Origin of the sequence: Dactylosporangium sp. NPDC006015, assembly GCF_040614215.1 — a bacterium.
GTDB classification, from domain to species: Bacteria; Actinomycetota; Actinomycetes; order Mycobacteriales; family Micromonosporaceae; genus Dactylosporangium; species Dactylosporangium maewongense.
The window spans coordinates 24,434-48,547 of record NZ_JBEXUD010000039.1 but is presented as its reverse complement, the minus strand read 5'-3'; the positions used below and the strand labels follow the sequence as shown (position 1 = coordinate 48,547).

Here is a 24,114-nt window from a genome sequence, read left to right as displayed (position 1 = left end):
AGCGGACGCCTGCCTGGCCCTGGTCCCCGCCAGCACAGCGATGCCCAGGGCGGTGGGGCGCGCTACCAGGACCCGGATGTATGCGGAGCGGGGCCGGCGGCAGCCCCCGGTGTCCGCGGCGGGGGGTGGGTGGGAACAGCGAAAGCGCCGCCCTCGGTGGGGCGGCGCCTTTCGCGGAGCTGAGAAGAAGTGCTGGGGCCGGTCAGGCGGCCAGCGAGCCCAGCTTCTTGGTGATGGCCGACTTGCGGTTGGCCGCCTGGTTCTTGTGGATGACACCCTTGCTGGCAGCCTGGTCCAGCTTGCGCGAGGCGTCGCGGAGCAGGGTGGTGGCGGCCTCGGTGTCGCCGGCGGCGGTGGCCTCGTGGAACTTGCGGATCGCGGTCTTCAGGGAAGACTTGACCGACTTGTTGCGCAGGCGGCGCTTCTCGTTCTGCCGGTTGCGCTTGATCTGGGACTTGATGTTCGCCACGCGACAGACCTCGTCTTGTTAGCTCGGGTTGGAAAAGTTTAGGCGCAAGCAACAGGGACGCGTCACCGTGCGCGATGAATCAGGTTACCAGGTCCCCACCCTGCCAGCCAAAACGGGCGGCCACGGTGGGGTGGGGTCTTACAGGGCGCTGCCCTTCTTGTACTCGTCCCAGGACAGTTCCCAGTCGGTCCAGCCGTCGCCGTACTTCACGCGCTCCTCGGTGCCCTTGACGATGACGGGGTCGCCGATGTGGGTCACGCCGTACAGCCATTTTGCCAGGTCGAGGGAGATGTTGACGCAGCCGTGGGAGACATTGCGCTTGCCTTGGTCCTTGACGGACCAGGGGGCGGCGTGGATGTACTGGCCGCTCCAGGTGATCCGCTGGGGGTACTCGACCTTCGTGCGGTAGCCGTCGGGGGAGTCGACGGGGACGCCGTAGGTGGAGGAGTCGAACCACTCCCACTCGTTCTTCACCATGACGATGAAGTTGCCGCTGTCGGAGGGGTTGCTCGGCTTGCCCAGGGAGACGGGCATCGTCTTGAGCAGGACGCCGTCCTCGGTGATCGTCATCTGCTTGGTAGCGTTGTCGACCTCCATGATGAGCTTCTTGCCCACGGTGGCGTCGACGGTGATGTCCTTCTCACCGTAGGACTTGCCGCCGAAGGAGACGCCGCCGACGCGGGCGCGCAGGGAGAGCTTCGTGCCCGCCTGCCAGTACTCCTTGGGGCGGTAGTGGATCTCCTTGCTGGTGTACCAGTTCCAGCTGCCCTCCTGCGGCGGGTCGGAGGACATGAGGAGCCGCCGCTCAATGCCGGCCCGCTTGTCCTTCGGGATCTCGACGCCGAAGGACAGGATCATCATCATGCCGACGCCGACGACCTGGCCGTCGCCGATCTGGCTGCTGGTGCGGGCGAGGCTGGACGGCTTGGCCATGGTGGTGAACTTCACCGTGGACTTGGCGCTGCCGGCGGTGATCGTGGCCGTGTACTCGGTGGAGTACTTCAGCTGCTTGTCCGGCATCCACTCGACCCCCTTGCCCGAGGCGCCGGTAGAGCCCGAGGCGCCGGTGGAGCCCGAGGCGGCGGTGGAGGGCGAGGCGCCGGTGGCGGGCGCACCCTGGCCACCAGCGGGCAGGGCGGCGCCGGACACGGTGGCGCCCGAGGCGTCCTGCAGCGTGACCGTGGCGTCGGAGGAGGCCTCGTACACGAGGGACGTCGCGGTCGAGACGTCCTTGGCGCCGTCGGTGGGGGCCGTCACCTTGACGGTGGCGGCCGCGGCGCTGGAGCCGCTGCCGCCGCCCTTCCAGGACGGGGCGGGGTCGCTGCAGCCGGCGAGCAGCAGGGCGCTCACCACGAACACGGAGGTCAGTCGTCGTAGTTGCATCAGCAACCATTGTGCCCGGGTCCGCAAGGACGGCAACCTGGCACCCGCCGGGACGGCAACGCGACGGTGGTCGCGGGCCGGGAGGGCGAGCGGGCGGCCGCCACGGGCTACAGCGACGGCAGGCGGACGAGGAACGTGGTGCCGGGCTTGTCGCCGTGGTCGGTGACGGTGATCGTGCCGCCGTGGCGTTCGATGACGGTGCGGCTGATGGCCAGGCCGAGGCCTGTGCCGGGCAGGCCGAGGCTGCGGATGTTGGAGCCGCGGAAGAAGCGCTCGAAGAGCCGGGACCGCTCCTCCTCGGGGATGCCGACGCCGGTGTCGGTGACCCGCAGGTCGACGCCGGCCCGGTCGCGGGTCAGCTCGATCTCGACCCGGCCGCCTGCGGGTGTGAACTTCACCGCGTTGGTGACGAGGTGGTCGACGACCTTGCGCAGCCGCGGCGGGTCGCCGGCGACGGGCGCCGGGCCGTCGGGGAGCGTGACCCGCATGTCGATGTCCTTCTCCTGCGCCGCGCGGGTGCCCGCGAGCGCGGAGTCGCCGACCACGGCCGCGAAGTCCAGGGGACGCTCGACGAGGGAGACGTAGCCGCTCTCCAGACCGGCCAGGTCCAGCAGGTCGTCGATGATCGCCCGGAGGTTCTCGGCGTTGCGGGCGATGACCGACAGGAACTGCGAGCGGGTCGTCTCGTCGTCGTTGTCGTGCAGGAGCAGCTCGGTGTACGAGGAGATCGACGTGAGCGGGGTGCGCAGCTCGTGGCCGACGAGGGAGATGAACTCGTCCTTCGTGCGGGCCAGCTGGCGGGCCAGGTCCTCGGCGCGGCGGCGCTCCAGGAACTGCCCGACGTGCGCGGCGATCCCGGACAGCAGCGCGATGAGGGACTGCTCGGGCTCCTCGGCGGCGTCGCCGAAGAAGCTGAGCGTGCCGGTGACCCCGGTGCCGTCGCGGATCGGCACGGCCAGGCCGACCCGCAGGCCGTGCCGGGCCAGCGACGGCACGTTGAGGCGGCTGCCGACGACGGAGATGTCGGGGACCCAGGCGGGCTGGCCGGTCTCCCAGGCGACCCCGGAGACGCCGACGCCGGGGGCGAGGGGGCCGGGTTCGGGGATGACGTAGCCGGGCTCGGTCCACATGGCGGCGTTGCGCAGGACGTTGCCGACCTTGTCGACCAGCCACAGCTCGCTGTGCGGCCACTGCAGGGTGCGCGCGACGGTGCCGAGCAGCTCCGGGCCGGCGTCCTCGATCGTGGGCGCCTGCTCCAGGATGCGGGAGACGGCGAGCTCGCACTCGATGAGCCGCTGCGCCCGGCGCCGGTCGGTGACCTCGTGCAGGGCCGCGACGGCGCCGAGCCGGTTGCCGTCGGTGTCGCGGATCGGTTGGGCGTTGGCGGTGAAGCTGCGCCGGGGGCGTCCGGGCATGTGGACGACGACCTCGGCCTCGCGGACGTGCTCGCCGTGGAACGCGCGGACCAGGGGCAGGTCCTCGGAGACGCCGGGCACGCCGTGCGACCGGTACTGCTCGACCCAGGTGGCGGCGGTGGACTGGTCGGCCTCGCCGCCGGTGATCTCCCGCATGGCGCGGTTGAACAGGATCAGCCGGCCGCGCTCGTCGCAGGCGACCACGCCGGCGTCGAGGTTGTCGAGCAGGGCGCTGAGGAAGTGCCGCTCGCGGGCGAGCTGCCGCTCGGCGGTGACGCGTTCGCTGATGTCGTACACGAACGCGTGCGCGTGCCGCCCGGCCGGCCCCTCCACGACGTTCAGGGTCAGCTCGACCGGGAACTCGTCGCCGGCCCGGTTGGTGGCGTACAGCTGCAGCCGCTGCCCGATCAGCTTCGGTGCGCCGCCCCGCGCCAGCCTGGTCAGCCCGGCGCGGTGCGCCGCCCGGAACCGCTCGGGGATGATCAGCTCGTCCACCTGCTTGCCGATCGCCTCCGCGGCGGACCAGCCGAAGGTGCGCTCGGCCGCCTTGTTCCAGCGGGTGATCTCGCCGGTGAGCTCGATGGCGATGAACGCCTCCAGCGCGGTCTCCAGCACCGCGTCGGTCTCGGCCGCGGCGATGGAGATGTCCTGCCGGCTGGTCTCGGCGCCGAGCATGACCTCCAGCATCGCGGCGCACTCCGACACGGCGGCGATGTCGTCGTCGGTCCAGTGCCGGGGGACGGAGTCGGTGACGCAGATCGCCCCGAGCGTGTTGCCGTGCAGGTCGTGGATGGGGTGGCCGAGGTACGCCGTGACGCCCCGGTCGAGCACCGCGCCGAGGTCGCGCAGCACCGGGTGGTCCCGGGCGTCGCTGACGACGAGCGGCGCGTTCCCGGTCACCACGTACTGGCAGAACGAGCTGGTCGCCGGCTCGGCGTGGACGCGGTCGAGGTCCGGCGGGAGGCCGTGCCGGCCGATGATGTGCATCCGCTCGTCGTCGACGAGGGTCAGCAGACCGACGGGGGCGACGACCGAGCGTGCGGCGAGCCGGACCAGGCCGTCGACCGGCGCGGACGACGACGCCAGCAGTGTCTGGGCGCGCCGGAGCGCGGCAAGCCGTTCGGGCTGCGTGAGCACGCCGAAGTCGAGCTGCGGCATGTCCACCCCCAACCCGCGAGCAGCTAGGTCGATGGTACCCGCGCAAAGGGGCTAAATCAGACTAAAGCCGGAGCTGCGTGGCCCGGGCCAGGGTCGACGACGGGTCCTCGCCGGCGGTCAGGTCGATGTCGTCGGTGAGCCGCCCGTCGGCGAGCCGCAGCAGCCGGTCGCACCGCGCCGCGATCTGCTGCTCGTGCGTGGCGAGCAGCACCGTCATGCCGCGCTCCTCCCGCAGGTCGAGCAGCAGGTCCAGGATCTGCGTGCCGTTGGCGGAGTCGAGGTTGCCGGTCGGCTCGTCGGCGAGCAGCAGCTTCGGCGACCCGATCAGGGCCCGGGCGATCGCCACCCGCTGCTGCTGGCCGCCGGACAGCTGCGCCGGCAGGGCCCGCTCCCGGCCGGCGAGGCCGACCGCGTCGAGCAGCTCGCGGGCGCGCTGCTGCTTGTCGAACCCGACGCGGAACGGCAGCACCGGCGCGATGACGTTGTCGAGCGCGGTGAGCGCGGGCAGCAGGTGGTACCGCTGGAACACGAACCCGACCGTGCGCCGGTATTCGCTGAGCTTGCGCCGCCGCAGCGCGGTCACCTCGACGCCGTCGACGACGATCGTGCCGGCGTCGGCGCTCTCGATCGCGCCGACCAGGTGCAGCAGCGTCGACTTGCCCGACCCGCTCGGCCCGGTGACCGCGGTGAAGCTGCCGGGCTCCACGCTCAGGGTCAGCTCGTCGGCGGCGACGATGTCCTGCTCCCCGGTGTGGAAGCGCTTGGTCAACCCGGCGACGGACAGCGCGGCGCCCGTGGAGAGGGTGGCGCCGGTGGACGGTGCGGTCATCGCCCTACTCTGTCGCAATGCATTGCGACAATGCAAGGGGCGAGTAGGCTCTGGACATGCCGATCCATCACGCGGTGCTGTCGCTGCTGTCGCACGGGCCCAGCTACGGGTACGAGCTGAAGAGCGCCTTCGAGACCGCGGTCGGCCCGCAGTGGGGCCCGCTGAACATCGGGCACCTGTACCAGATCCTGGACCGGCTCTCCCGCGACGGCATGGTCAGCTCCGAGCGGCACGCCCAGGCGGTCAAGCCCGACCGGGTCGTCTACGAGATCACCGACGCCGGCCGCGGCGAGCTGCGGCGCTGGCTGGACGAGGCGAGCCCGCGCAGCGGCGGCTTCCGCGACGACTTCTTCCTCAAGGTGACCGCCGCGGCCCGCTCCGGCGACGGGGAGGTGGTGCGCACCGTGCTGGGCCAGCAGCGCACGTACCTGCTGCGCGAGCTGCGCAACCTCGACGGCCTGCGGCGAAAGGCGGCCGACCCGGTCGTCGGGCTGCTGCTGTCGGCGGCGACCCGGCACGTCGAGGCCGACCTCGCGTTCGTCGACGACGCGGAGCGGGCGCTGCTGAGCGATCCGGCCACGGTCGCCACGCTGAAGGGCGTCCGGCCGACGGGCCCGGACCAGCTGCAACAACCCGCCTAACGCGGGTGCAGGGCGCCCCGCCGCAGGCCGGGGATCTCGAACGGCTCGCCCAGCAGCTCCGCCGCGCCCAGCCGCGCCAGCGCCGGCGCGGTCTGGATGCCGGAGCCGCCCTGCCCCGCGAACCAGTAGAACCCGTCCTGCACCGGGTCGGGCCCCACGACCGGGTTGCGGTCCGGCGCGAACGTCCGCAGCCCCGCCCAGCTCGTCCGCACCCGCCGCAGGTCCAGGGTGGTGACCGCGGCGACCCGCTCGACCCCGAGGGCGACATCCTCCGGCGCGGCGACCGCGTCGACCGGCGGCGACGGCGTCTCGTCGCACGGCGACACCAGCAGCCCGCCGCCCTCGGGGCGGAAGTAGAACTCGTCGCCCACGTCGTGCACCAGCGGCCAGCCGGGCGCGACCCCTTCGATGGAGACGATCGCCACGGTACGGCGCAGCGGCTTCAACCCCGCGGCCGCCACCCCGAGCCGCCCGGCGACGGCGTCCGCCCAGGCACCGGCCGCGTTGACGACCCGCTCGGCCTCCAGCTCGCCGCGGTCGGTGGTGAGCCGCCAGCCGCGCCCGGTCCACTCGCCGGCCTCCAGGCCGATCGCGGTGCGCAGCACCACCCCCGCGGCGGCGGCGCGCTTGCGGTACAGCTGATGCAGCGCGTCGACGTCGATGTCCTGCGCGGTGCGCTCGACCGCGGCCCTGGCGACCGCCGACGGGCGCAGCGCCGGGCACAGCGTCTGCGCCCCGGCGACGTCCGTGCCGCGCAGCGCCGGGTTGGCGGTCAGCAGCGCGTTCATCGCCGGGAGCTGCTCCTCGCCGGCGATCCAGACCAGCGGCCTGGCCCGCAGCAGCGGCGTGCCGGACTCGGCGCCGAGCGCGTCGAGGATCGTCCGCGACGCGCGGGTCAGCGCCCGCACCTCCGGCGTGCCGTAGCTCTCGAGGAAGGCGGCCACGGACCGCCCGGTCGTGTGGTAACCGAACTGGTTCTCCCGTTCGAGCACCATGATCCGCAACGGCTCGCGGTGGCCACCCGCCGCCTCCACCCGTGCGACCATCCGGCTGTCCAGCTCGGCGAGCTCCGCGGCGAGGGACAGGCCGGCCATGCCCCCACCGATCATCGCCACGTCTGCGCGTTCGATCCTGCAATTGTCGCAGGCGATGTTGTGATGTTGCAGAATGTTCCGATTCGAGTCGGGTAGGCATGGAGGCGTGAGATTCGCCGAACTCGCCGCCCGCTGGCAGGACCGACCCGTGCTCGTCGTCGGCGACGCCGTGCTCGACTGCTGGCTGACCGGGACCCCGACCCGCATGAGCCGGGAGGCTCCCGTCCCCGTCATCACGCTGGAGACGACCCGCGAGGTCGCCGGCGGTGCCGCGGCCGTCGCGGGCGCGTTCACCGGCCTGGGCGCCAGGACCACCGTCGTCGGCGTGACCGGCGACGACGACGCGGGCGCCACGCTGCGCTCCAGGGTGTGGGACGGCGGCGCCACCGACCGCCTGGTCGTCGCGGTCGGCCGGCGTACGCTCACCAAGCGCCGCGTCGTCGCCGCAGGTCAGGTGGTGGCACGGTTCGACGACGGCGACACGAGCCCCCTCACCGGCGGGGCCGCCGAGACGCTTCTGCACCGCCTCGGCGAGTCCCTCGCCGAGCGCCCCGCGGCGGTCGTCGTCTGCGACCTCGGCGCCGGCACCCTCGGCCCCGCCGTCCGCGCGCTCCTGGCCAGCCGGCGCCTCGACGTGCCGCTCCTCGCCGTCGACGCGCTGGACCTCGCGCCGTGGGCCCACCTCGGCCCTGACCTCGTCACACCCACCCTCGACACCGTCGGTGGGGTCGTCGACGGGACGACCACCGCCGCCGTCATCGCATCCCGCGGCATGCTCCTGCGCTCGACCGCCGCCGCCGTCGTGGCCGTCACCCTCGACGCCGACGGTGCGGTCGTGCACAGCCACGACGCCGACACGGTCCACACCTCGGCGGCCCCGACACCACGCAACCGGTCCGCGTACGTCGCCGGCTTCGTCCTCGCCCAGCTCGCCGGCGCCGCCCTGCCGGAGGCCGCCGCCACCGCCCAGCGCTGCGCCGCCATCCGCGACCGCGACCTCCCCTTCGCCGCCGCCCAGCTCGGCTCCCTGGACCCCACCCCAGCCTGACCCACCACTGAGCCGCTCGACTTCCCCGCTCCGTGTACGCCCTCCTCGCCCGCCCGCGCAGACGTTGGTCAATGTCGCAATTCGTGGGCTCTGTTCCGCGGGGTGCGGTGGTTCAGCCGAGGGTGACCTCGGTGGTGGGGAGGAGGGTCTTGGGGTCGCAGCGGACGACGACCCGGACCTCCTGGCCGTTCGTCTTGAAGGTCACCCGGTATTCGGCGGCCGGGCCCTGCTGGGCGTCCTCGACGTGGAAGCCGGTCGCCGGGCGTAGGTAGTCGGCCCAGGTCAGGCCGGCGTTGCAGTGGGCGGCGACGGTGCCGCCGGGGGTGCGCAGGATCTGCGTGGAGCCGGGCGACGGAGAAGGGGACGGGGAAGGGGTGGCGGAAGGGCGGCCGCCGCTGGTGGCGGCCACCATGGACGAGCGGACGGCCTCCACTTTGTCGATGCCGACGACGCTGAGCGCCGTCGTGCACACGGCCCAGGCACTGATCGCGAAAACCCACCGTCCACGCCGCATGCGGGGCGCCCTGCCCGGGGGCGGGGAATGCACACCGGCGGGGGAGGGAGATCCGGAGCGAGCCGGGTTTGGGACGGCGACGACCTTGTTGGTGACTTCCTCGCCTGTCTGTCCGTATCATGCCCGAGACGCGCCACCCCCCTTGTCGACGCGACCCACGAGGACCACATGAAGACCCGCACGTGGAGAATCCGCACGTGGTCGATCCGCGCCAAGATCGTCACCCTGCTGCTCCCGCCGCTGCTGTCGCTCGTCGTGCTGTGGGTCTTCGCGACCAGCCTGACGTCCAGCGCGGTGGTCGAGCTGTTCGATGCGCAGACCTACTACAAGCTGGCCGCCGAGCCGGCCGAGACGATGACCGTCGAGCTGCAGCGGGAGCGGAAGCTCTCGCAGGTGTACCTGGGGTCCGGCCGGGCCGAGGGGAAGCCGGAGGCGGCGCTGCTGGCCGAGCAGCGGCGCAAGACCGACACCGCCATCAGCCATTTCCGGTCCCTCGCCGGCAAGGGGGAGACCAAGGACGCCATGCCGGAGGCCGCCAGAGGGCGCCTCACGGAGATCATGGTGGCGCTCGATGGGATCGTGTCGGGGCGCTCGGGGATCTCGTTGGGGCAGATCGACCGGACCGGCGCGATGGAGGTCTACAACGAGCCGATCGACGCGATCTACCGCTGGTACAACGCACTGCCCGGCGTCAGTGACGCGCAGCTGAGCAAGGACGCCCGGACCAACATCGCGATGAGCCGCGCCCGGGAGCTGCTCGCGCGGGAGGACTCGCTGGTCAACGGCGCCGCCGCGGCGGGCAAGTTCATCCGCACCGAGGCCGCCGACCTGATCGCGGCGATCGGCGCGAAGCGCGCCGAATACGCGGAGCAGTCCGCGGAGCTGCCCGAGACGGTGCAGCGGGTCTACCGGGACATCGTCGCGGGCGACGCGCACAAGAAGCTGACCGCTTTCGAGGACAAGATCATCGCCGAGGCCAGGCCGAACGTCGCCATCCCGGTCGACATCGCCGTGTGGCGCGACGCCTACGACAAGCTCGCCGAGCAGCTGCGCCAGCTGGACCTGCAGTACGGCGACACGATCCTGGAGCGGGCCGAGCCCGTCGGTGTCGCGATCATCGTCCGGCTGGTGCTCGCCGCGGTGCTGGGTCTGCTCGCGATCGCGATCTCGGTCGTGCTGTCGATCCGGATCGGCCGGTCGCTGATCAACCGGCTCACCGGCCTGCGCCAGGACGCCCAGATCCTCGCCGACCAGCGGCTGCCGGAGCTCGTCGGCCGGCTGCGCCGGGGCGAGGAGTTCAACCTGGCCGAGGCGGCGCCGCCGCTGGAGTACGGCACCGACGAGATCGGCAAGGTGGGCAACGCGTTCAGCGCCGTGCAGCGCACCGCGATCGAGTCCGCGGCGCACGAGGCGCAGCTGCGCCGGGGGCTCAACGAGGTCTTCCTGAACATCGCCCGCCGCAGCCAGACGCTGCTGCACCGCCAGCTCGCGCTGCTGGACCGGATGGAGCGCCGGACCGGCGACCCGGAGGAGCTGGAGGACCTGTTCCGGGTCGACCACCTCGCCACCCGCATGCGCCGCCACGCCGAGGACCTGGTCATCCTGGCCGGCGCGACCCCCGGCCGCGGCTGGCGCAACCCGGTGCCGATGGTCGACGTGGTCCGCGGCGCGGTGTCGGAGGTCGAGGACTACGCGCGGGTCGGCTTCCTCACGCTGCCCGAGGCGTCGCTGGTCGGGCGGGCCGTCGCCGACGTCATCCACCTGCTCGCCGAGGTGATCGAGAACGCGACGTCGTACTCGCCGCCGCACACCCGGGTGCAGATCAGCGGGCAGCTCGTGCCGAACGGGTTCGCGGTCGAGATCGAGGACCGCGGGCTGGGCATGTCGCCGGAGGCCATCGAGGAGGCCAACCAGCGGCTGCTGCACCCGCCGGACTTCGACCCGGCCAACAGCGCCCGGCTCGGCCTGTTCGTGGTGGCGCTGCTCGCGGCCCGTCACGGCGTCCGGGTCACGCTGCGGTCGTCGCCGTACGGGGGCGTCACCGCGGTCGTGCTGATCCCGCCCCACCTGATCACGGGCGCCACCCCGGAGCTGACCGCGTCGACCCCGTCGGAGGCGGCGTCGGAGCTGGCGGGCGAGCTGGCGGGCGAGCTGGCCGGGGACCTGGACGGTGAGCTGGCCGGCGACGTGGCGGCGCAGCCCGAGTTCGAGACGCGCCGGGTCGGGCCGGACGAGCGGCTCACCGCGGAGGTCCTGGAGCTCGTCCCGTCGCAGGTGAGCACGGCCGCCACGCACGTGCCCCTGCCCGTCCGCGGGCGCGACGCCGACGCCGAGATGCCGCCGCCGGTCGTGCCGGCTCAGGCGGTACCGACGCGGCAGACACCACCAGAGCAACCCGTCGATCTCACCGACGACGGACTCCCCAAGCGGCGCCGGCAGGCGAGCCTCGCCCCGCAGCTCCGGGAGCGACCTGACGACGAGCACACGGTCGACGGCGTGCCGGCGTCGCAGTTCGCGGCCGCCGGGACCGGTGGCAGGTCGCCCGAGCAGACCCGCGCGATGATGACGTCGCTACAGGCGGGGTTCACCCGGGGGCGCCGGGAGGCGGCGCTCACCGACGATCAACCCACACTGGAAAGGGACGCATAGGTGGCACAATCGACGAGTCGCACCGGCAAGCTCGACTGGCTCCTCGACGACCTCGTCGATCGGGTCGAGTCGGCGCAGCATGCCGTGGTGCTCTCCGCCGACGGGCTGCTCATGGGCGCGTCCAGCCACCTCGGCCGGGACGACGCCGAGCACCTGTCGGCGGTCGCGTCCGGGTTTCAGAGCCTGGCCCGCAGCGCCGGCCGGCACTTCAACGGCGGCACCGTCCGGCAGACGATCGTGGAGATGGACGACGCGTTCCTGTTCGTCACGGCCGCCGGGCAGGGCGCCTGCCTGGCGGTGCTGAGCACGGCGGACTCCGACATCGGCGTGATCGCCTACGAGATGGCGATGCTGGTGACCCGGGTCGGGCAGTACCTCACCGCACCGTCACGAACGGGCGCTCCGTCCGATGTCGCGGGGTGAGCACGACTGGCTCGACTCCGAAGCCGGGCCGGTGGTGCGCCCGTACGCGGTGACCGGCGGGCGGGCCAAGCCCGCCGTCGGCGGCTTCGACCTGGTCGCGTTCGTCGTCAACGCCGACGGCGGGACGGGCCCGCGGCACCTGCAGCCCGAGCATTATGCGATCCTGGCCCGCACCCGCGTGCCGATCACGGTCGCGGAGCTCGCCTCACACCTCGATCTCGCGCTCGGCGTGGTGCGCGTGCTGCTGGGCGACCTGCTCCAGCAGGGCCTCATCGAAATGCACGAACCTGTGTACGACCAATCCGTCGGGCCGCAGCGGCCCGACGATCGCATTCTCAAGGCGGTTGTCAATGGTCTCCGATCGCTCTGACGGGCACATCCCGCTGGCGGTGAAGATCCTCATCGCCGGGGGGTTCGGCGTCGGCAAGACCACGCTCGTCAGCGCGGTCAGTGAGATCCGTCCCCTCCAGACCGAGGAGGTGCTCACCAACGCGGGCGTCGGCATCGACGACGTCAACGGCGTGGAGGGCAAGACCACCACGACGGTGGCGATGGACTTCGGCCGGATCAGCATCAACGACGACATCGTGCTCTATCTCTTCGGTACCCCGGGACAGGACCGCTTCTGGTTCCTGTGGGACGAGCTGGCGCTCGGCGCGCTCGGCGCGGTCGTGCTCGCCGACACCCGGCGGCTCACCGACTGCTTCCCGTCGGTGGACTACTTCGAGGAGCGCAACACGCCGTTCCTGGTCGCCGTCAACTGCTTCGACGGCGTGCAGAAGCACACCGCGGAGGCGGTCCGCCGGGCGCTGGACCTCGACCCGGACGTGCCCGTGGTGCTCTGCGACGCCCGCGACCGGCGCTCGATCAAGGGTGTGCTCATCGCGCTCGTCGAGCACGTCATGACGATCAAGCAGGCACCGGCACTCGAGCCAGCGCGGCGGCCTGGCTTCTGATCTCCGGCACGGCCGTCGTCTCCCACCAGGCACCCCGGCGGGTCGGGCCGATCGCGAAGATGCGGTCGGACGGCTCGCCGTCGCGGCCGACGAGCCGGCCGTGCCCGTCGACGTCGAGGCCGGTGCCGGTCGGGTCGCGGCGGGCCAGCCCGTCGTCCAGCAGCGCCCGGCCGAGCGTGCTGGTGGCGGCGCCGCCCGGGCCGGTGCAGTTGACGATCGCGCCGACGGGCCAGCTCACGTCCTTGTCCTTGAACCGCAGCGTCACCACGAAGCCGCGCTCGCCGCGCCGGATCGAGTGGATCGCCGCCGCGTGCGTGCGGAGGGCGCCGCTGTCGCGCAGCGCGGCCACCCGCGCCGCGACCGTCGGCGCCATCCGGTGCCGGTGGACCTCCCAGTACGCCGCGACGTGCTGCAGGAACCGTCGCCGCGCGTCCACCGACAGCTGCCGCCACAGCCGGTCGATCTGCGGCCGCAGCGTGTCGACGGCGCAGCGCCAGTCGGCCTCGGTCGCCGCGTAGCGCCGGACCGCCCGCAGCAGCCCGCGCGCGTCGGCGCCGTCGTGGGCGAACGTCCCGGTGGCCTTCGGCTGGGTCTCCAGGTGCGGCTGGGGGAGCAGGCCACGGCGCGACACCGCGTGCAGCGGCGCCCGGCGCCCCCGGTTGCTCAGCGACATCGCCACGTCCAGCGCGGTGAGCCCGGTGCCGATCAGCAGCACCGGCACGTCGCCCGGGACCCGGTCCAGCGCGCCCGGCGTCCACGGGTTTCCCACATAGTAGGGGTGGGTGCGCACGGCCGAGGTGATCGACAGCGGGCCCGCCGGGGCGCCGTGGCCGAGGGCGAGCACGACCCGGTCCGCGGCCACGGTCTGCCCGCCGCGCAGCACCACGCTCAGTCGCTCCCGGCCGGTGTCCAGGCGGATCGCCACGCCGCGGGCGTGCTCGAAGTCGGCGCCGCGCAGCCGGTCGTGCAGGTAGTCGCCGAAGACCGCGCGGGGCGCGAAGTCCGCCGGGCCGATGGGGAGCCCCTGCTCCCGGCACCAGTCGACGAAGTCGTCCGGGGTGTCGGCGAGCGCGCTCATCGCCGCCGCCCGCGAGTTGAGCAGATGTGTGGGGTCGGTCGTGCGGTACGCCGCGCCGCGACCGAGCGTGTCCGCCGGCGCCGGGTCGACCAGCACGACCCGGTCCGCCGGGCCGCTGACATGGATCGCCGTCAGGGCGCCGCTACAGCCTCCGCCCACGACCACTGTGGTTTGCATGCCCGCCCCTAATTTCTATCTAACCGGTAGGTTTTAACTGTACTAGGTGCGGCCGCCCGGGTGTAGAACCCAGATCGTCCGGGCATGTCGGGTTCAGGGCCTGTCGGGCCCCGAGGAGGTGCACCGATGTCGATCTTTCGGACCAAGCCGATCGAGCAGTCGCTGCGGGACACTGACGAACCGGGCAGAGGGCTGCGCAAGAACCTGTCGGCGTTCCACCTGACGGTCTTCGGGGTGGGCGTGATCATCGGTACGGGCATCTTCGTGCTGACCGGCCAGCAGGCCGCCCGTAACGCCGGACCGGCCATCGTGATCTCGTTCGCCCTGGCCGGGGTGGTGTGCGCCCTCGCCGCCCTCTGCTACGCGGAGTTCGCCTCCAGCGTGCCGGTCGCCGGCTCCGCGTACACCTTCTCCTACGCCACCCTCGGGCAGTTCGTCGCCTGGATCATCGGCTGGGACCTGTGCCTGGAGCTCGCCCTCGGCGCCGCCGTCGTGTCCCGCGGCTGGTCGGCCTACCTGCAGGAGCTGTTCGACCTGCCCGCCTGGCTCGCCGGGGACAAGGCCCTGCCCGACTTCGGGGCCGCCTTCATCGTCGCCGCCCTCACGATCGTGGCGGTCATGGGCGCGAAGCTGTCCGGGCGGGTCACCGGGTTCCTCGTCGTCGTCAAGGTCGCCGTCGTCGTGTTCGTCATCGGGCTCGGCGTGTTCTTCATCAAGGCCGCCAACTACACGCCGTTCATCCCCGCCGCCGAGCCGTCGACCAAGGCCAGCGGCGGCGACGCGCCGCTGCTGCAGGTCCTGGCCGGGATCACGCCGCAGCACTTCGGCTGGTTCGGCATCGTCGCGGCCGCGTCCATCGTGTTCTTCGCGTACATCGGCTTCGACGTCGTCGCGACCACCGCCGAGGAGACCCGCAACCCGCAGCGCGACGTCCCGTGGGGCATCATCGGCTCCCTGGTCATCTGCGGCGTGCTGTACATGGCGGTCGCCTTCGTGGTGACCGGCATGGTCCCCTTCGGGCAGCTCGACACCGCCGCGCCGCTGGCGAAGGCGTTCGACCTCGTCGGGCAGGGCTGGGCCGCCGACCTGATCTCCCTCGGCGCCGTGTGCGGCATCACGTCCGTCATCCTCGTGCTGCTGCTCGGGCAGGCCCGGGTGTCGTTCGCGATGGCCCGCGACGGCCTGCTGCCGCCGGTCCTGTCGAAGGTGCATCCCCGCTACGGCACCCCGTGGGTCATGTCGACGATCACCGGCGTCGTGGTCGCCGTGCTCGCCGCGTTCGTGCCCCTGTCGGAGCTGTCGGAGCTGACCAGCATCGGGACGCTGTTCGCGTTCATCGTGGTGTCGCTCGGCGTGATCGTCCTGCGGCGCACGCGGCCCGACCTGCCCCGGGCCTTCCGGGCGCCGGGGGTGCCGTGGCTGCCGGCGCTGAGCGTGCTGGCCAGCCTGTGGCTGATGCTCAACCTGCCGGTGGTGACCTGGGTGCGGTTCCTGATCTGGATGGCCGTCGGTCTGGTGCTGTTCTTCCTGTACGGGATGCGCCGCGCCAACCTCGCGCTCGCCACGGAGGCCCGGGAGGGGCTCACCGCGGGCGGCGGGCGGCCGGACGACCGGTCAGCGCCGGGCGACCGGACGTCGTAGGAAGGCTCGGGCCGAACGGGACGCGGAGCCGGCGCCCCCGGATCGCGGGTCTTCTCATACCGACCCGCACGTGTCCCGGGTGGCGCCGGGTTCGCCGGTGCTGGAAAGGTGACAGGCATGAGTGACTTCGGCCTGCAGTCCGACTTCGGCGTCGACTTCGACCCGGGTGACCTCGGCGTGTCCGACTTCGCCGACCCGCACGCGGTCTTCGGCGAGGAGCACGGGGTGGAGGCCGGCCTCAGTCCCGCGAGCGAGACCACGGCCGACCCCGGCACCGAGGAGTCCGACTCCGACTCCGCCGCGGCCGCCGCCGGGTCGCAGGCGCCGCCGTCCACCGAGGGGCTGGAGACCGCGAGCTACGACAGCGACGGCGACGGCGTGGCCGACGTGCTGGTCGCCGACGAGAACCACGACGGCGTCACCGACATCGCCATGTGGGACACCAACGACGACGGCCTCATCGACCAGGTCGCCTACGACCAGGACCACGACGGCAAGATCGACCTGATCTACCACGACGACGACTTCGACGGCGAGGTCGACCGCGTCGAGAGCGCCGACGGCTCCCAGAACGTCCCCGGCTACACGTCCAACTAGCCGGGCAACTAACGCAGCCCCGCGCGGACCTTGCGCATCTGCTTCTCGTACTGGCGGCGGCCCACCGTGTGCCACAGCACCCGGGCCGGCATGGGCAGGTGCGACAGGAAGCGGCTCGTCTCCTCGGGCGTGGCATCCTCCAGCAGCGCGCCGAGCATGAAGAGCAGCTTGTCCTTCGGCGTGTGCGACCGGGCCTCCTCGCCGAGCGCCGCCCACTCCGCCACGGTGATGTGCTCCGACACCAGCGGCAGCACCGAGTGCTCCTCCTCGTCGAGGTGCACGAGCAGGTCCCGGCGGTGCCGGTCCATGGCGTCGGCGAGCGCGTCCCGGGCCGGCGCCGACGCGTCGGCCTCCCACGCGGCGAGCAGGGCCATCGCCTCGCGGAGCCCGGCGGCGACGACCTCGTGCTGCTGCTCCATCCGCAGCACCAGGTCCGCGTCCAGGTCGACGCGAGCGAGCAGCTTCGGCCACAGCATCGCGTCCTCGCCCGTGTGGTGGGCGTGCAGGCCGGCGTCGTACTCGCGGAACATCGACCCCAGGAACCTGGCGCGCTCCACGTCGCCAGGCCGGACATTACGGACGAGCTGGGGCATCAGCCGCGACTCGCGCCGGAACACGCGGTGCACGACGACCATCTCCTGGACCCAGGGACGCTCAACGGTGGTGGTCATATCGGTAACTCCTAGAACGCGGTTTCAGTGGTGCGTTCAAGGTGCGGGGACTGTCTTGTAGCGGTCTTGGAACACGCTTGGGGACGGCTACGATGGCCCGCGTCATGCTGATGCGGGTGCTCGGGCCGTTCGCGGTCGACGTCAGTGGCGGTGCGGCCGACCTCGGTGGCCCCCGCCAGCGCGCCGTGCTCGCGCTCCTGCTGTCCGCCGGCGGCGACGTCGTCTCCGTCGACCGGATGATCGACGACCTGTGGCGCGGCGAGGCGCCGCCGCGGGCGATCGCGTCCCTGCAGGCGTATGTCTCCAACCTCCGCCGCGTCCTCGAACCCGCCCGCGAACGCCGCGCGCCGGCCCGGCTGCTGATCAGCGCGCCGCCCGGCTACGCGATCCGGGTGCCGCCCGACGCCGTCGACGCGTGGCGCTTCGAGGCCCTCCTCGCCGAGGCGCGCGCCGCGCACACCGCCGAGCCCGGCCGGGCGCGGCTGCTGCTGCGGGCCGGGCTGGAGCTGTGGCAGGGCGGCGCGTACGCCGAGTTCGCCGAGGAGCCCTGGGCGCAGCCGGAGGCGGCGCGCCTCGAAGAGCTCCGCCTGGTCGCCCGGGAGCTGCTGCTGGACGTGGCGCTGCGGACCGGCGGCGCCGCCGAGGCGGTCCCGGAGGCGGAGCTGCTGACCCGGCAGGCGCCGCTGCGGGAGGAAGGGTGGCGGCTGCTCGCCCTCGCCCTGTGGAGCACCGGCCGGCAGGCCGACGCCCTCGCCGCGCTGCGCCGCGCCCGCGCCGTCCTCGCCGACGAGCTGGGCCTGGACCCGGGGCCCGCGCTGGTGGAGCTGGAGTCCGCGATCCTCGGCCAGCGCGTCGGGATCCTCGACGGCCTGCGCCCGGCGCCCAGCTCCGCGGGCAGCGTCCGGGCAGATGTACCGGCAACCGCCGAGCCCCACCCGCACCCGAACCCCGGCTCCGGCGGAGCCGAGGGGTGGACTGCGCAGAGCGCGGGACCGGCGGGCGACGAGCACCGTGGGCAGGGCGCGGCGCCGCCGGACCGGTCGCCCGCCCCACGGGTGGCGGGCCAGGAGCACCATGAACGTGCGGCCGGCAGCCCCGTACATGAGCGGGCGACGCAACCGCAGGCGCGTGGGGCCGGGCAGGACGAGGTGTTCGTCGGGCGGGGACAGGAGCTGGCGACGCTCTCCGGGGTCGCCGCCGAGGCGGTCGCCGGCGGTCCGCGGATCGTGCTGCTCAGCGGCGAGGCCGGGGTCGGCAAGACCAGTGTGCTCGCCCGGTTCCGGCAGGAGCTGCTCGACGGCGGCTGGCTCGTCGCGGTCGGCAGGTGCCCCGAGGTCGACGGTGCGCCACCGGCGTGGGCCTGGGTCGAGGCGCTGCGCGGGCTCGCCGGCGACGTGCCGCCCGACGACCTCGCGCCGGCGCTCGCGCCGCTGCTCGAGGACGCCGACCGCCCCCTGGCGGCCCCCGGCGAGGTCAGCGACGTGGCCGGCGGCCGGTTCCGCCTGCACCGGTCCGTGCGTGCGTGGCTGCGGCGGGCCGCCGCCCGCAGGCCCGTGGCCATCGTCCTGGACGACCTGCACGCCGCGGACGCCGAGACGCTGCTGCTGCTCGCCAGCGTCGCCGACCTCACCGACGCGCCGGTGCTCATCGTCGCCGCGCTGCGGCCCGCCGACAACCGGGAGCGGCTCGCCGAGACCCTCGCGGCGCTCGCCCGGCGGTCGCCGCTGCGCGTCCACCTCGACGGACTCGGGCCCGCCGACGTGCAGCGGCTCGTCGGCGCGTTCGCCGACGCCGACGCGGGCACCGTCGCGGCCCTCGCCGAACGCACCGGCGGCAACCCGTTCTACGTCCGGGAGTCCGCGCGGCTGCTCGCCTCGGAAGGCGCGCTCGTCGCCACGTCCGACGTGCCGGAAGGGGTACGCGACGTGCTGCGCCGCCGGTTGTCGCGGCTGCCGCAGCCGGCCGTCGCGGTGCTGCGCCTCGCCGCGGTCGTCGGGCGGGAGGCCGACGTGGAGACCCTCGTCGGGGCCGCCGACACCGACGAGGGCGCCGTCCTCGACGCGCTCGAGGCCGGGCTCATCGCGGGCCTGCTGACGGAGCCGGCGCCGGGACGGGTCAGGTTCGTGCACGGGCTGGTCCGGGACACGATGTACACGGACCTGTCGCAGCTGCGCCGCACCCGCATGCACGCGAAGGTCGCCGCGTGCACCAGGCAGCTGCGCCCCGACGACTACCCCGCGCTGGCGTACCACTACGCGCGGGCCGCCTCGTCGGACACCGCGGCGCTCGCCGTCGACTACGCGGTGCGGGCGGCGGAGCTGGCCGAGCGGCGCTACGCGTACGACGCCGCGATCGAGCTGCTCGAAGGCGCGGTGCTGACCGTGGAGGCCGTCGCCGGGGACCGCGACCAGGTGCGCATCGACCTCCTCGGCCGGCTGCTGCGGGCGCAGGCGCGGGCGGGCGCGGTGGCGCAGGCCCGGCAGACCCGCGACCGCGCGCTGGACATCGCCGTCGCCGGCGGGCGCGAGGACCTGCTGATCGCGGCGTTCACCGCGTGGAACGTGCCGACGCCGTGGCAGATCCGCCCGTACGGCGTGATCGACCACCGGGTCGTCGGCCTGCTGAGCCGCCTGCTGCGCAAGCCCGACCTGGACCCGGCGACCAGGGTGCGGCTGCTCGACGCGTTCACCGCCGAGCTCGACGGCGAGGACGACCCGCGCGGCCCGGCGGCCGGCCTGGAGGCCTTCGAGCTCGCCGCGTCCCTGCCCGACCCGGCCGTGCGGGCGCTCGGGCTGGCCGCCAGGGCCAGGACGATGCGCTTCGACCTGGAGGCCGGCGAGCGGGCCGAGGTCGGCGCCCGGCTGGCGGAGCTCGCCAGGGCGCACGACATGGTCGCCTACGAGTGGGCCGCCGAGCAGATCCTCGCCAACTGCGCCGCCGCCGGCAACGACGCCGCCGGCGTGCGGGACCGGATCGCGCGGCAGGGGGCGCTCGCCACGGCGTACCAGCTGCCGGAGCCCCAGGCGATCATCCTCAGCGCCCGGGCCGCGCTCGCGCACGTCGCCGGCGACTACGCCGAGGCGCAGCGGCTCTACGACGAGGCGCTCGAATACATGCGCCGGCAGGGGTCGCTGCACGCCGACGGGTTCCACTTCCTCGCCACCGCGAGCCTGCTCATCAGCCAGGGCCGCTTCCAGGAGTACCTGGCGCAGACCCGCGCGACGCAGGCGGCCCTCGGCCCGATCGCCGACGACGCCCTCGCCCTGGCGCTCGTCGAGGCGGGCCGGCCGGACGAGGCGCGGGCCATCGCGGTCGGCGAGCACCGGCACCGGCCCGACTACTTCCAGTCCGCGTTCATGGCGGTGCGGGGGCTGGCCGTCGTCGCGCTCGGCCGCGCCGACCTGGCACCCGCCGTCATCGAGGCGCTGCTGCCGGTCCGCACGCAGATCGCCGGGATGAGCAGCACCTCGATCGCGATGCGCCCGGTCGCGTACATCCTCGGCCGGCTGTTCGAGCTCCTCGGCGACCGCGACCGGGCGGCGGAGCACTTCCAGCTGTCGCGGGACGTCGCCGCAACGTGGGGCGCCGCCCACTGGGTCGCCGACGCGGAGGCCGCCCTGTCGGGGCTCCGCGCTCACCCGCGCTGAGCCTGCCCTGAGTCTGCGCTGGGCTTGCGCTGGACCCGTCCGCACCAGGTCAGGAGCGCTACCGCGGCCAGCGCGAACCCGGCGTTGCCCCACCACCGGACCTGGTCGTCGGGCCGCACCAGCCAGGTCAGGACGAAGCCGAGCCACGCGTACGTCAGCAGCACCCCGCCGACGAGCGCGATGTGCCGCCCGTGCGTCCACCGTGGGCTCCGCGCGAGCCGGGAGACGACGACGGCGGCGAGCCCGAGCAGCGCCACACCGATCCAGACCCCGGCCCAGCTCTCCGGCACCGCCACGAACGCCCCCGACAGCACGAACCCACCGGCCCCGGCCAGCCACGCCTTCGGCACCCACCCGCCCGCGCCGCGCGGTCCCGGCCGCCGGGTCAGGAACGCGGCCACCACCAGCAGCGCCGCCACCACGGCCGCCCCGGTCAGCTGCGCTGGCGTGGCGAGGAACCCCGACGAGTCGTGCAGCTCCTTGAAGATGATCCAGAGCCCGCCCAGGTACGCCAGCGCCGTCACCACCAGCCCCACCGGTCCGAGCCACGGGGTGCGGCGCCGGCCGGGCGTCAGGTGCTCCACCAGCGCGATCGGCAGGGTGATGCTCCACACCGCGTGCCCGACGATGAACGCCATCGAGTGCAGCGCGCTGATCCCCAGCGCCGGCACAGGTGTCACCGACTGGAAGTCGTGCCCCTCGAACGCCGGGTTGAACATCGACTGGTCCGCCAGCCCCGCCTCGATCACCCCGTACGCCGCCCCGAGCAGCAGCACCGCCGGCCACCCGAACCCGGCCCGCCGCACCACCTCCCTGATGAGCAGCGCGCCGGCGCCGTACATCGGCACCAGGAACGGCAGCGCGGCCAGCTCCCGCACCGAGATGTTGCCCAGCAGGTACTCCCCGACGAACGGCGCCAGCACGAGCAGCCCGGCCACCGGCGCCATCTTGCGGATGAACGCTCCCATGCCTCCAGTCCACCGGCCCGCCACTGCCCCGCCTACCGCCGAAAGTCGCTCCCCACCGTCACCTTCCGCCCACCACCGCCCCCCGACCACAGGCCGTGGCCGGGATGGGGTAGGAGTGGGGGCGTGGGTGAGCTGGCGGTGGAGCGGGTGCTCGGGGACGTGGTCTCCGTGCTCGGGGGTGGGGCCGGGGTGCTGGTGGCGCCGCCGGGGAGTGGGAAGACGACGCTGGTGCCGGGGGTCCTCGCGGGGGCGTTCGAGGGCAGGGTGGTGGTGGCGGAGCCGCGGCGGATCGCGGCGCGGGCGGCGGCGCGCAGGATGGCCGAGCTACGGGGCGAGCGGGTCGGGGAGAGCGTGGGGTACAGCGTCCGCGGCGACCGCAGGGTCGGGCCCGGGACGCGGGTCGAGGTCGTCACGACCGGGCTGCTCGTGCAGCGGCTCCTCGCGGACCCGGAGCTGGCGGGGGTGGGGACCGTGATGATCGACGAGTGTCATGAGCGGCACCTGGACACGGATCTGGCGCTCGGGTTCCTGGTGGAGAGCAGGCAGACGCTGCGGCCGGAGCTGCGGCTGCTGGCGACGTCCGCGACGGCCGACACGCTGCGGCTCGCGGAGCTGCTGGAGGCGGGCGTCGTCGCGGCGGACGGGTCGCCGCACGAGGTGGCGGTGGTGTGGTGCCCGCCGGAGCGGCCGGTCAGGCCGCCGCACGGGCTCAAGGTCGACCCGGCGTTCCTGGACCACGTGGCGGCGGTGGTGCGCAGGGCGTGGCGGGAGACGGCCGGGGACCTGCTGGTGTTCCTGCCCGGCGCGGCGGAGATCGCGTCGGTGCGCGGCAAGCTCGCCGACCTGCCCACGGACGTCCTGCACGGCCGGCTGCCGGCGGCGGCGCAGGACGCGGCGATCAGGGCCGGCGACCGGCGCCGGGTCGTGCTCGCGACGGCGGTGGCGGAGAGCAGCCTGACGGTGCCGGGAGTGCGGGTCGTGGTCGACGCCGGGTTGGCGCGGGTCCCACGGACGGATCATGCTCGCGGTCTGGGGTCTCTCGCCACGGTACGAGCGGCGAAGGCCTCCACCGTCCAGCGCGCCGGGCGGGCCGGACGGGAGGGGCCCGGCGTCGTGTACCGCTGCTGGTCGCAACTGGACGACGAGCGGCTGCCGGCGCAGCCCGAGCCCGAGGTGGCCGTGGCGGAGCTGAGCGCGTTCGCCCTCGCGCTCGCCTGCTGGGGGCACCCGGGCGGGGTGGGCCTCGCCCTGCCGGACACACCGCCGGACGCGGCGATGCGGGTGGCGCAGGCGACGCTGCGGGCGCTCGGCGCGGTGGACGACGCGGGGCGGGCGACGCCGCGCGGGCACCGCATGTCGCGCGTGGGCGCGCATCCGCGGCTGGCGCGGGCGCTGCTGGACGGCGCGCCGGCGGTGGGGGCGCGGAAGGCGGCCGAGGTGGTCGCGATCCTCGCCGACGACACCCTTGCCAGGGGCGACGACCTCGCCGCCGCCTGGCGCCACCTCCGCGACGCCCGGGACCCCCGCTGGCGCGCCGAGGCCGACCGCCTGCAGCGCAGCGCCGCCCCGCAGCCCGCCGCTACTGAAGGCCCGCAGCGCGCCGCCGACGACCGGCAGCGCGCCGACCAGGACGGCGGGCGGCGGCGTGCCGCCGGAGGGGATGGGGCGCCCGTGACGATGCCCGACGACCTGGTCGCAGGGCTGATCGTCGGGCTCGCCTACCCGGAGCGGCTCGCCCGGCTGCGCGGCGGCGCGTACCTGATGGCGGGCGGGACCGAGGCGGCCCTGGCGCAGGGGTCGGCGCTGACGGGGCACCCGTGGCTCGCGGTCGCCGTCGCCGACCGGCAGCCCGGCAGCGCCTCCGCCAGGGTCCGGCTCGCCGCCGCGATCGACGAGGACACCGCCCGCGAGGCCGGCGCCGCGCTGCTGTCCACGGTGGACGAGGTGACGGCGGAGGGCGCGGAGCGCCAGGAGCGGCTCGGCGCGATCACGCTGCGGCGGCGCGAGCTGAAGGATCCGCCGCGGGAGCTGGTCGAGCGGGCGCTCCGCGAGGCGCTCGCCAAGCAGGGGCTGCGCTGGACGAAGGAGGCGGCCCAGCTGCGGCAGCGGATGGACTTCTGCCACCGCGTCCTCGGCCCGCCGTGGCCCGACGTCAGCGACGCCGCCGTCATCGCGCACACCGACCTGAGCCGCGTCACGAAGCTCTCCGCGGTCGACCCCGGGACGACGCTCCGGGCCATGCTGCCGTGGCCCGCGGCGGCCCGGCTCGACGAGCTCGCGCCCGAGCGGCTGCCGGTGCCGAGCGGGTCGCTCGTCAGGCTCGACTACAGCGACCCCGAGGCGCCGGTCCTCGCGGTGAAGGTCCAGGAGGCGTTCGGCTGGCTGGAGACCCCACGCATCGGCGACGGCCGGGTGGCGGTCCTGCTGCACCTGCTGTCGCCCGCGGGGCGCCCCACCGCCGTCACCCGCGACCTGGCGTCCTTCTGGCGCACCGGATATCCGCAGGTCCGGGCCGAGCTGCGGGGCCGGTACCCGCGCCACCCATGGCCGGAGGACCCGGCCACCGCCACCCCGACCAGACGCACCAACCCGCGCAAGTGAAACCCCGACCAGACGCACCAACCCGCGCAAGTGAAACCTCGACCAGGCGCACCAGACCGCGCAAGGGAGCACCGGCGGGCGCGGGACCCCGCGCGGGTGAAGCCAACCGGGGCCGCGTGTACCCGTGCGGGTGAAGCCACCCGGCGACTCACCCA

General features: G+C 73.9%; 19 protein-coding genes. 10 read left to right on the top strand and 9 right to left on the bottom strand.

Annotation, left to right across the window (positions count from 1 at the left end; genetic code table 11):
• Positions 1–202 precede the first annotated feature (202 nt).
• The 4 genes from rpsT to ABZ321_RS43515 all read right to left on the bottom strand — a co-directional run bounded on the left by rpsT (position 203) and on the right by ABZ321_RS43515 (position 5,254).
• Entirely contained in the window at positions 203–469 is a 267-nt protein-coding gene (rpsT, locus tag ABZ321_RS43530) for a 30S ribosomal protein S20 (protein ID WP_344512338.1), read from the bottom strand.
• Between the two features lie 138 nt (positions 470–607).
• Positions 608–1,852: an Ig-like domain-containing protein gene (locus ABZ321_RS43525; RefSeq protein WP_354901663.1), complete on the bottom strand. Its 1,245-nt coding sequence runs from the start codon at positions 1,850–1,852 to the stop codon at positions 608–610.
• A gap of 107 nt (positions 1,853–1,959) precedes the next feature.
• On the bottom strand, positions 1,960–4,425 hold the full coding sequence (locus tag ABZ321_RS43520) for a PAS domain S-box protein (protein WP_344512342.1): 2,466 nt from the start codon (positions 4,423–4,425) through the stop codon (positions 1,960–1,962).
• A 61-nt stretch (positions 4,426–4,486) separates the two neighbouring features.
• Positions 4,487–5,254 carry an ABC transporter ATP-binding protein gene (locus ABZ321_RS43515; protein ID WP_354901661.1) on the bottom strand — a complete coding sequence of 256 codons (768 nt, stop codon included), beginning with the start codon at positions 5,252–5,254 and terminating at the stop codon, positions 4,487–4,489.
• 56 nt (positions 5,255–5,310) lie between these two features.
• On the opposite strand from ABZ321_RS43515, the gene ABZ321_RS43510 reads away from it, so the two are divergent.
• Positions 5,311–5,895 (top strand): PadR family transcriptional regulator, encoded by a 585-nt coding sequence (locus ABZ321_RS43510; protein WP_344512346.1) that lies wholly within the window; start codon positions 5,311–5,313, stop codon positions 5,893–5,895.
• Here ABZ321_RS43510 and ABZ321_RS43505 read toward each other — a convergent pair.
• Positions 5,892–7,004, bottom strand: coding sequence for an FAD-binding oxidoreductase (locus ABZ321_RS43505; protein ID WP_354901762.1), 1,113 nt, complete (start codon positions 7,002–7,004; stop codon positions 5,892–5,894). The genes ABZ321_RS43510 and ABZ321_RS43505 overlap by 4 nt on opposite strands.
• Positions 7,005–7,095: 91 nt before the next feature.
• Here ABZ321_RS43505 and ABZ321_RS43500 point away from each other — a divergent pair, with 91 nt between their 5' ends.
• A complete protein-coding gene (locus tag ABZ321_RS43500; protein WP_344512350.1) occupies positions 7,096–8,037 on the top strand; it encodes a PfkB family carbohydrate kinase in 942 nt (313 codons plus the stop codon).
• A gap of 112 nt (positions 8,038–8,149) precedes the next feature.
• Here ABZ321_RS43500 and ABZ321_RS43495 read toward each other — a convergent pair whose 3' ends face one another.
• Complete coding sequence (locus ABZ321_RS43495) at positions 8,150–8,551, bottom strand: hypothetical protein (RefSeq protein WP_344512352.1); 402 nt, start codon at positions 8,549–8,551, stop codon at positions 8,150–8,152.
• A 168-nt stretch (positions 8,552–8,719) separates the two neighbouring features.
• On the opposite strand from ABZ321_RS43495, the gene ABZ321_RS43490 reads away from it, so the two are divergent.
• From ABZ321_RS43490 to ABZ321_RS43475, 4 genes are read left to right on the top strand one after another with little or no spacing between them, the layout of a single operon-like run.
• Entirely contained in the window at positions 8,720–11,200 is a 2,481-nt protein-coding gene (locus ABZ321_RS43490; protein ID WP_354901659.1) for a nitrate- and nitrite sensing domain-containing protein, read from the top strand.
• Positions 11,201–11,623 carry a roadblock/LC7 domain-containing protein gene (locus tag ABZ321_RS43485; RefSeq protein WP_344512356.1) on the top strand — a complete coding sequence of 141 codons (423 nt, stop codon included), beginning with the start codon at positions 11,201–11,203 and terminating at the stop codon, positions 11,621–11,623.
• Positions 11,610–11,993 carry a DUF742 domain-containing protein gene (locus tag ABZ321_RS43480; RefSeq protein ID WP_354901657.1) on the top strand — a complete coding sequence of 128 codons (384 nt, stop codon included), beginning with the start codon at positions 11,610–11,612 and terminating at the stop codon, positions 11,991–11,993. Before ABZ321_RS43485 ends, ABZ321_RS43480 begins: the two co-directional genes overlap by 14 nt.
• Complete coding sequence (locus tag ABZ321_RS43475) at positions 11,974–12,579, top strand: ATP/GTP-binding protein (protein ID WP_344512360.1); 606 nt, start codon at positions 11,974–11,976, stop codon at positions 12,577–12,579. Before ABZ321_RS43480 ends, ABZ321_RS43475 begins: the two co-directional genes overlap by 20 nt.
• On the opposite strand, the gene ABZ321_RS43470 is transcribed toward ABZ321_RS43475, so the two are convergent.
• The gene (locus tag ABZ321_RS43470; RefSeq protein WP_354901655.1) at positions 12,533–13,834 is read right to left on the bottom strand and encodes an FAD/NAD(P)-binding protein; all 1,302 of its coding nucleotides are present in this window, start codon (positions 13,832–13,834) and stop codon (positions 12,533–12,535) included. The genes ABZ321_RS43475 and ABZ321_RS43470 overlap by 47 nt on opposite strands.
• A 126-nt stretch (positions 13,835–13,960) precedes the next feature.
• On the opposite strand from ABZ321_RS43470, the gene ABZ321_RS43465 reads away from it, so the two are divergent.
• Both ABZ321_RS43465 and ABZ321_RS43460 read left to right on the top strand, forming a co-directional pair.
• Positions 13,961–15,475, top strand: a complete 1,515-nt coding sequence (locus ABZ321_RS43465; RefSeq protein ID WP_344512363.1) for an amino acid permease — start codon at positions 13,961–13,963, stop codon at positions 15,473–15,475.
• A gap of 117 nt (positions 15,476–15,592) precedes the next feature.
• Positions 15,593–16,072: a hypothetical protein gene (locus tag ABZ321_RS43460; RefSeq protein ID WP_354901653.1), complete on the top strand. Its 480-nt coding sequence runs from the start codon at positions 15,593–15,595 to the stop codon at positions 16,070–16,072.
• A gap of 8 nt (positions 16,073–16,080) precedes the next feature.
• Here the strand turns inward: ABZ321_RS43460 and ABZ321_RS43455 are convergent, their stop codons facing one another.
• A complete protein-coding gene (locus ABZ321_RS43455; RefSeq protein WP_344512365.1) occupies positions 16,081–16,743 on the bottom strand; it encodes a hemerythrin domain-containing protein in 663 nt (220 codons plus the stop codon).
• Positions 16,744–16,847: 104 nt separating this feature from the next.
• Between ABZ321_RS43455 and ABZ321_RS43450 the strand changes: the two genes are divergently transcribed.
• Positions 16,848–20,390, top strand: coding sequence for a BTAD domain-containing putative transcriptional regulator (locus ABZ321_RS43450; RefSeq protein WP_354901651.1), 3,543 nt, complete (start codon positions 16,848–16,850; stop codon positions 20,388–20,390).
• Here ABZ321_RS43450 and ABZ321_RS43445 read toward each other — a convergent pair.
• The gene (locus tag ABZ321_RS43445) at positions 20,378–21,358 is read right to left on the bottom strand and encodes a hypothetical protein (RefSeq protein ID WP_354901649.1); all 981 of its coding nucleotides are present in this window, start codon (positions 21,356–21,358) and stop codon (positions 20,378–20,380) included. The genes ABZ321_RS43450 and ABZ321_RS43445 overlap by 13 nt on opposite strands.
• A gap of 123 nt (positions 21,359–21,481) precedes the next feature.
• Here ABZ321_RS43445 and hrpB point away from each other — a divergent pair, with 123 nt between their 5' ends.
• On the top strand, positions 21,482–23,959 hold the full coding sequence (gene hrpB, locus ABZ321_RS43440) for an ATP-dependent helicase HrpB (protein ID WP_354901647.1): 2,478 nt from the start codon (positions 21,482–21,484) through the stop codon (positions 23,957–23,959).
• The last annotated feature ends 155 nt before the right edge of the window (positions 23,960–24,114 follow it).

Bases quoted from the DNA above. Each gene is read 5' to 3' on its own strand.
- ABZ321_RS43510 (WP_344512346.1), top strand. From the start codon at position 5,311: ATGCCGATCCATCACGCGGTGCTGTCGCTGCTGTCGCACGGGCCCAGC.
- ABZ321_RS43505 (WP_354901762.1), bottom strand. From the start codon at position 7,004: ATGATCGGTGGGGGCATGGCCGGCCTGTCCCTCGCCGCGGAGCTCGCC.
- ABZ321_RS43455 (WP_344512365.1), bottom strand. From the start codon at position 16,743: ATGACCACCACCGTTGAGCGTCCCTGGGTCCAGGAGATGGTCGTCGTG.
- ABZ321_RS43515 (WP_354901661.1), bottom strand. From the start codon at position 5,254: ATGACCGCACCGTCCACCGGCGCCACCCTCTCCACGGGCGCCGCGCTG.
- ABZ321_RS43450 (WP_354901651.1), top strand. From the start codon at position 16,848: ATGCTGATGCGGGTGCTCGGGCCGTTCGCGGTCGACGTCAGTGGCGGT.
- ABZ321_RS43495 (WP_344512352.1), bottom strand. From the start codon at position 8,551: ATGCGGCGTGGACGGTGGGTTTTCGCGATCAGTGCCTGGGCCGTGTGC.
- ABZ321_RS43475 (WP_344512360.1), top strand. From the start codon at position 11,974: ATGGTCTCCGATCGCTCTGACGGGCACATCCCGCTGGCGGTGAAGATC.
- ABZ321_RS43465 (WP_344512363.1), top strand. From the start codon at position 13,961: ATGTCGATCTTTCGGACCAAGCCGATCGAGCAGTCGCTGCGGGACACT.
- ABZ321_RS43460 (WP_354901653.1), top strand. From the start codon at position 15,593: ATGAGTGACTTCGGCCTGCAGTCCGACTTCGGCGTCGACTTCGACCCG.
- ABZ321_RS43470 (WP_354901655.1), bottom strand. From the start codon at position 13,834: ATGCAAACCACAGTGGTCGTGGGCGGAGGCTGTAGCGGCGCCCTGACG.
- ABZ321_RS43520 (WP_344512342.1), bottom strand. From the start codon at position 4,425: ATGCCGCAGCTCGACTTCGGCGTGCTCACGCAGCCCGAACGGCTTGCC.
- ABZ321_RS43480 (WP_354901657.1), top strand. From the start codon at position 11,610: ATGTCGCGGGGTGAGCACGACTGGCTCGACTCCGAAGCCGGGCCGGTG.
- ABZ321_RS43525 (WP_354901663.1), bottom strand. From the start codon at position 1,852: ATGCAACTACGACGACTGACCTCCGTGTTCGTGGTGAGCGCCCTGCTG.
- ABZ321_RS43490 (WP_354901659.1), top strand. From the start codon at position 8,720: ATGAAGACCCGCACGTGGAGAATCCGCACGTGGTCGATCCGCGCCAAG.
- ABZ321_RS43445 (WP_354901649.1), bottom strand. From the start codon at position 21,358: ATGGGAGCGTTCATCCGCAAGATGGCGCCGGTGGCCGGGCTGCTCGTG.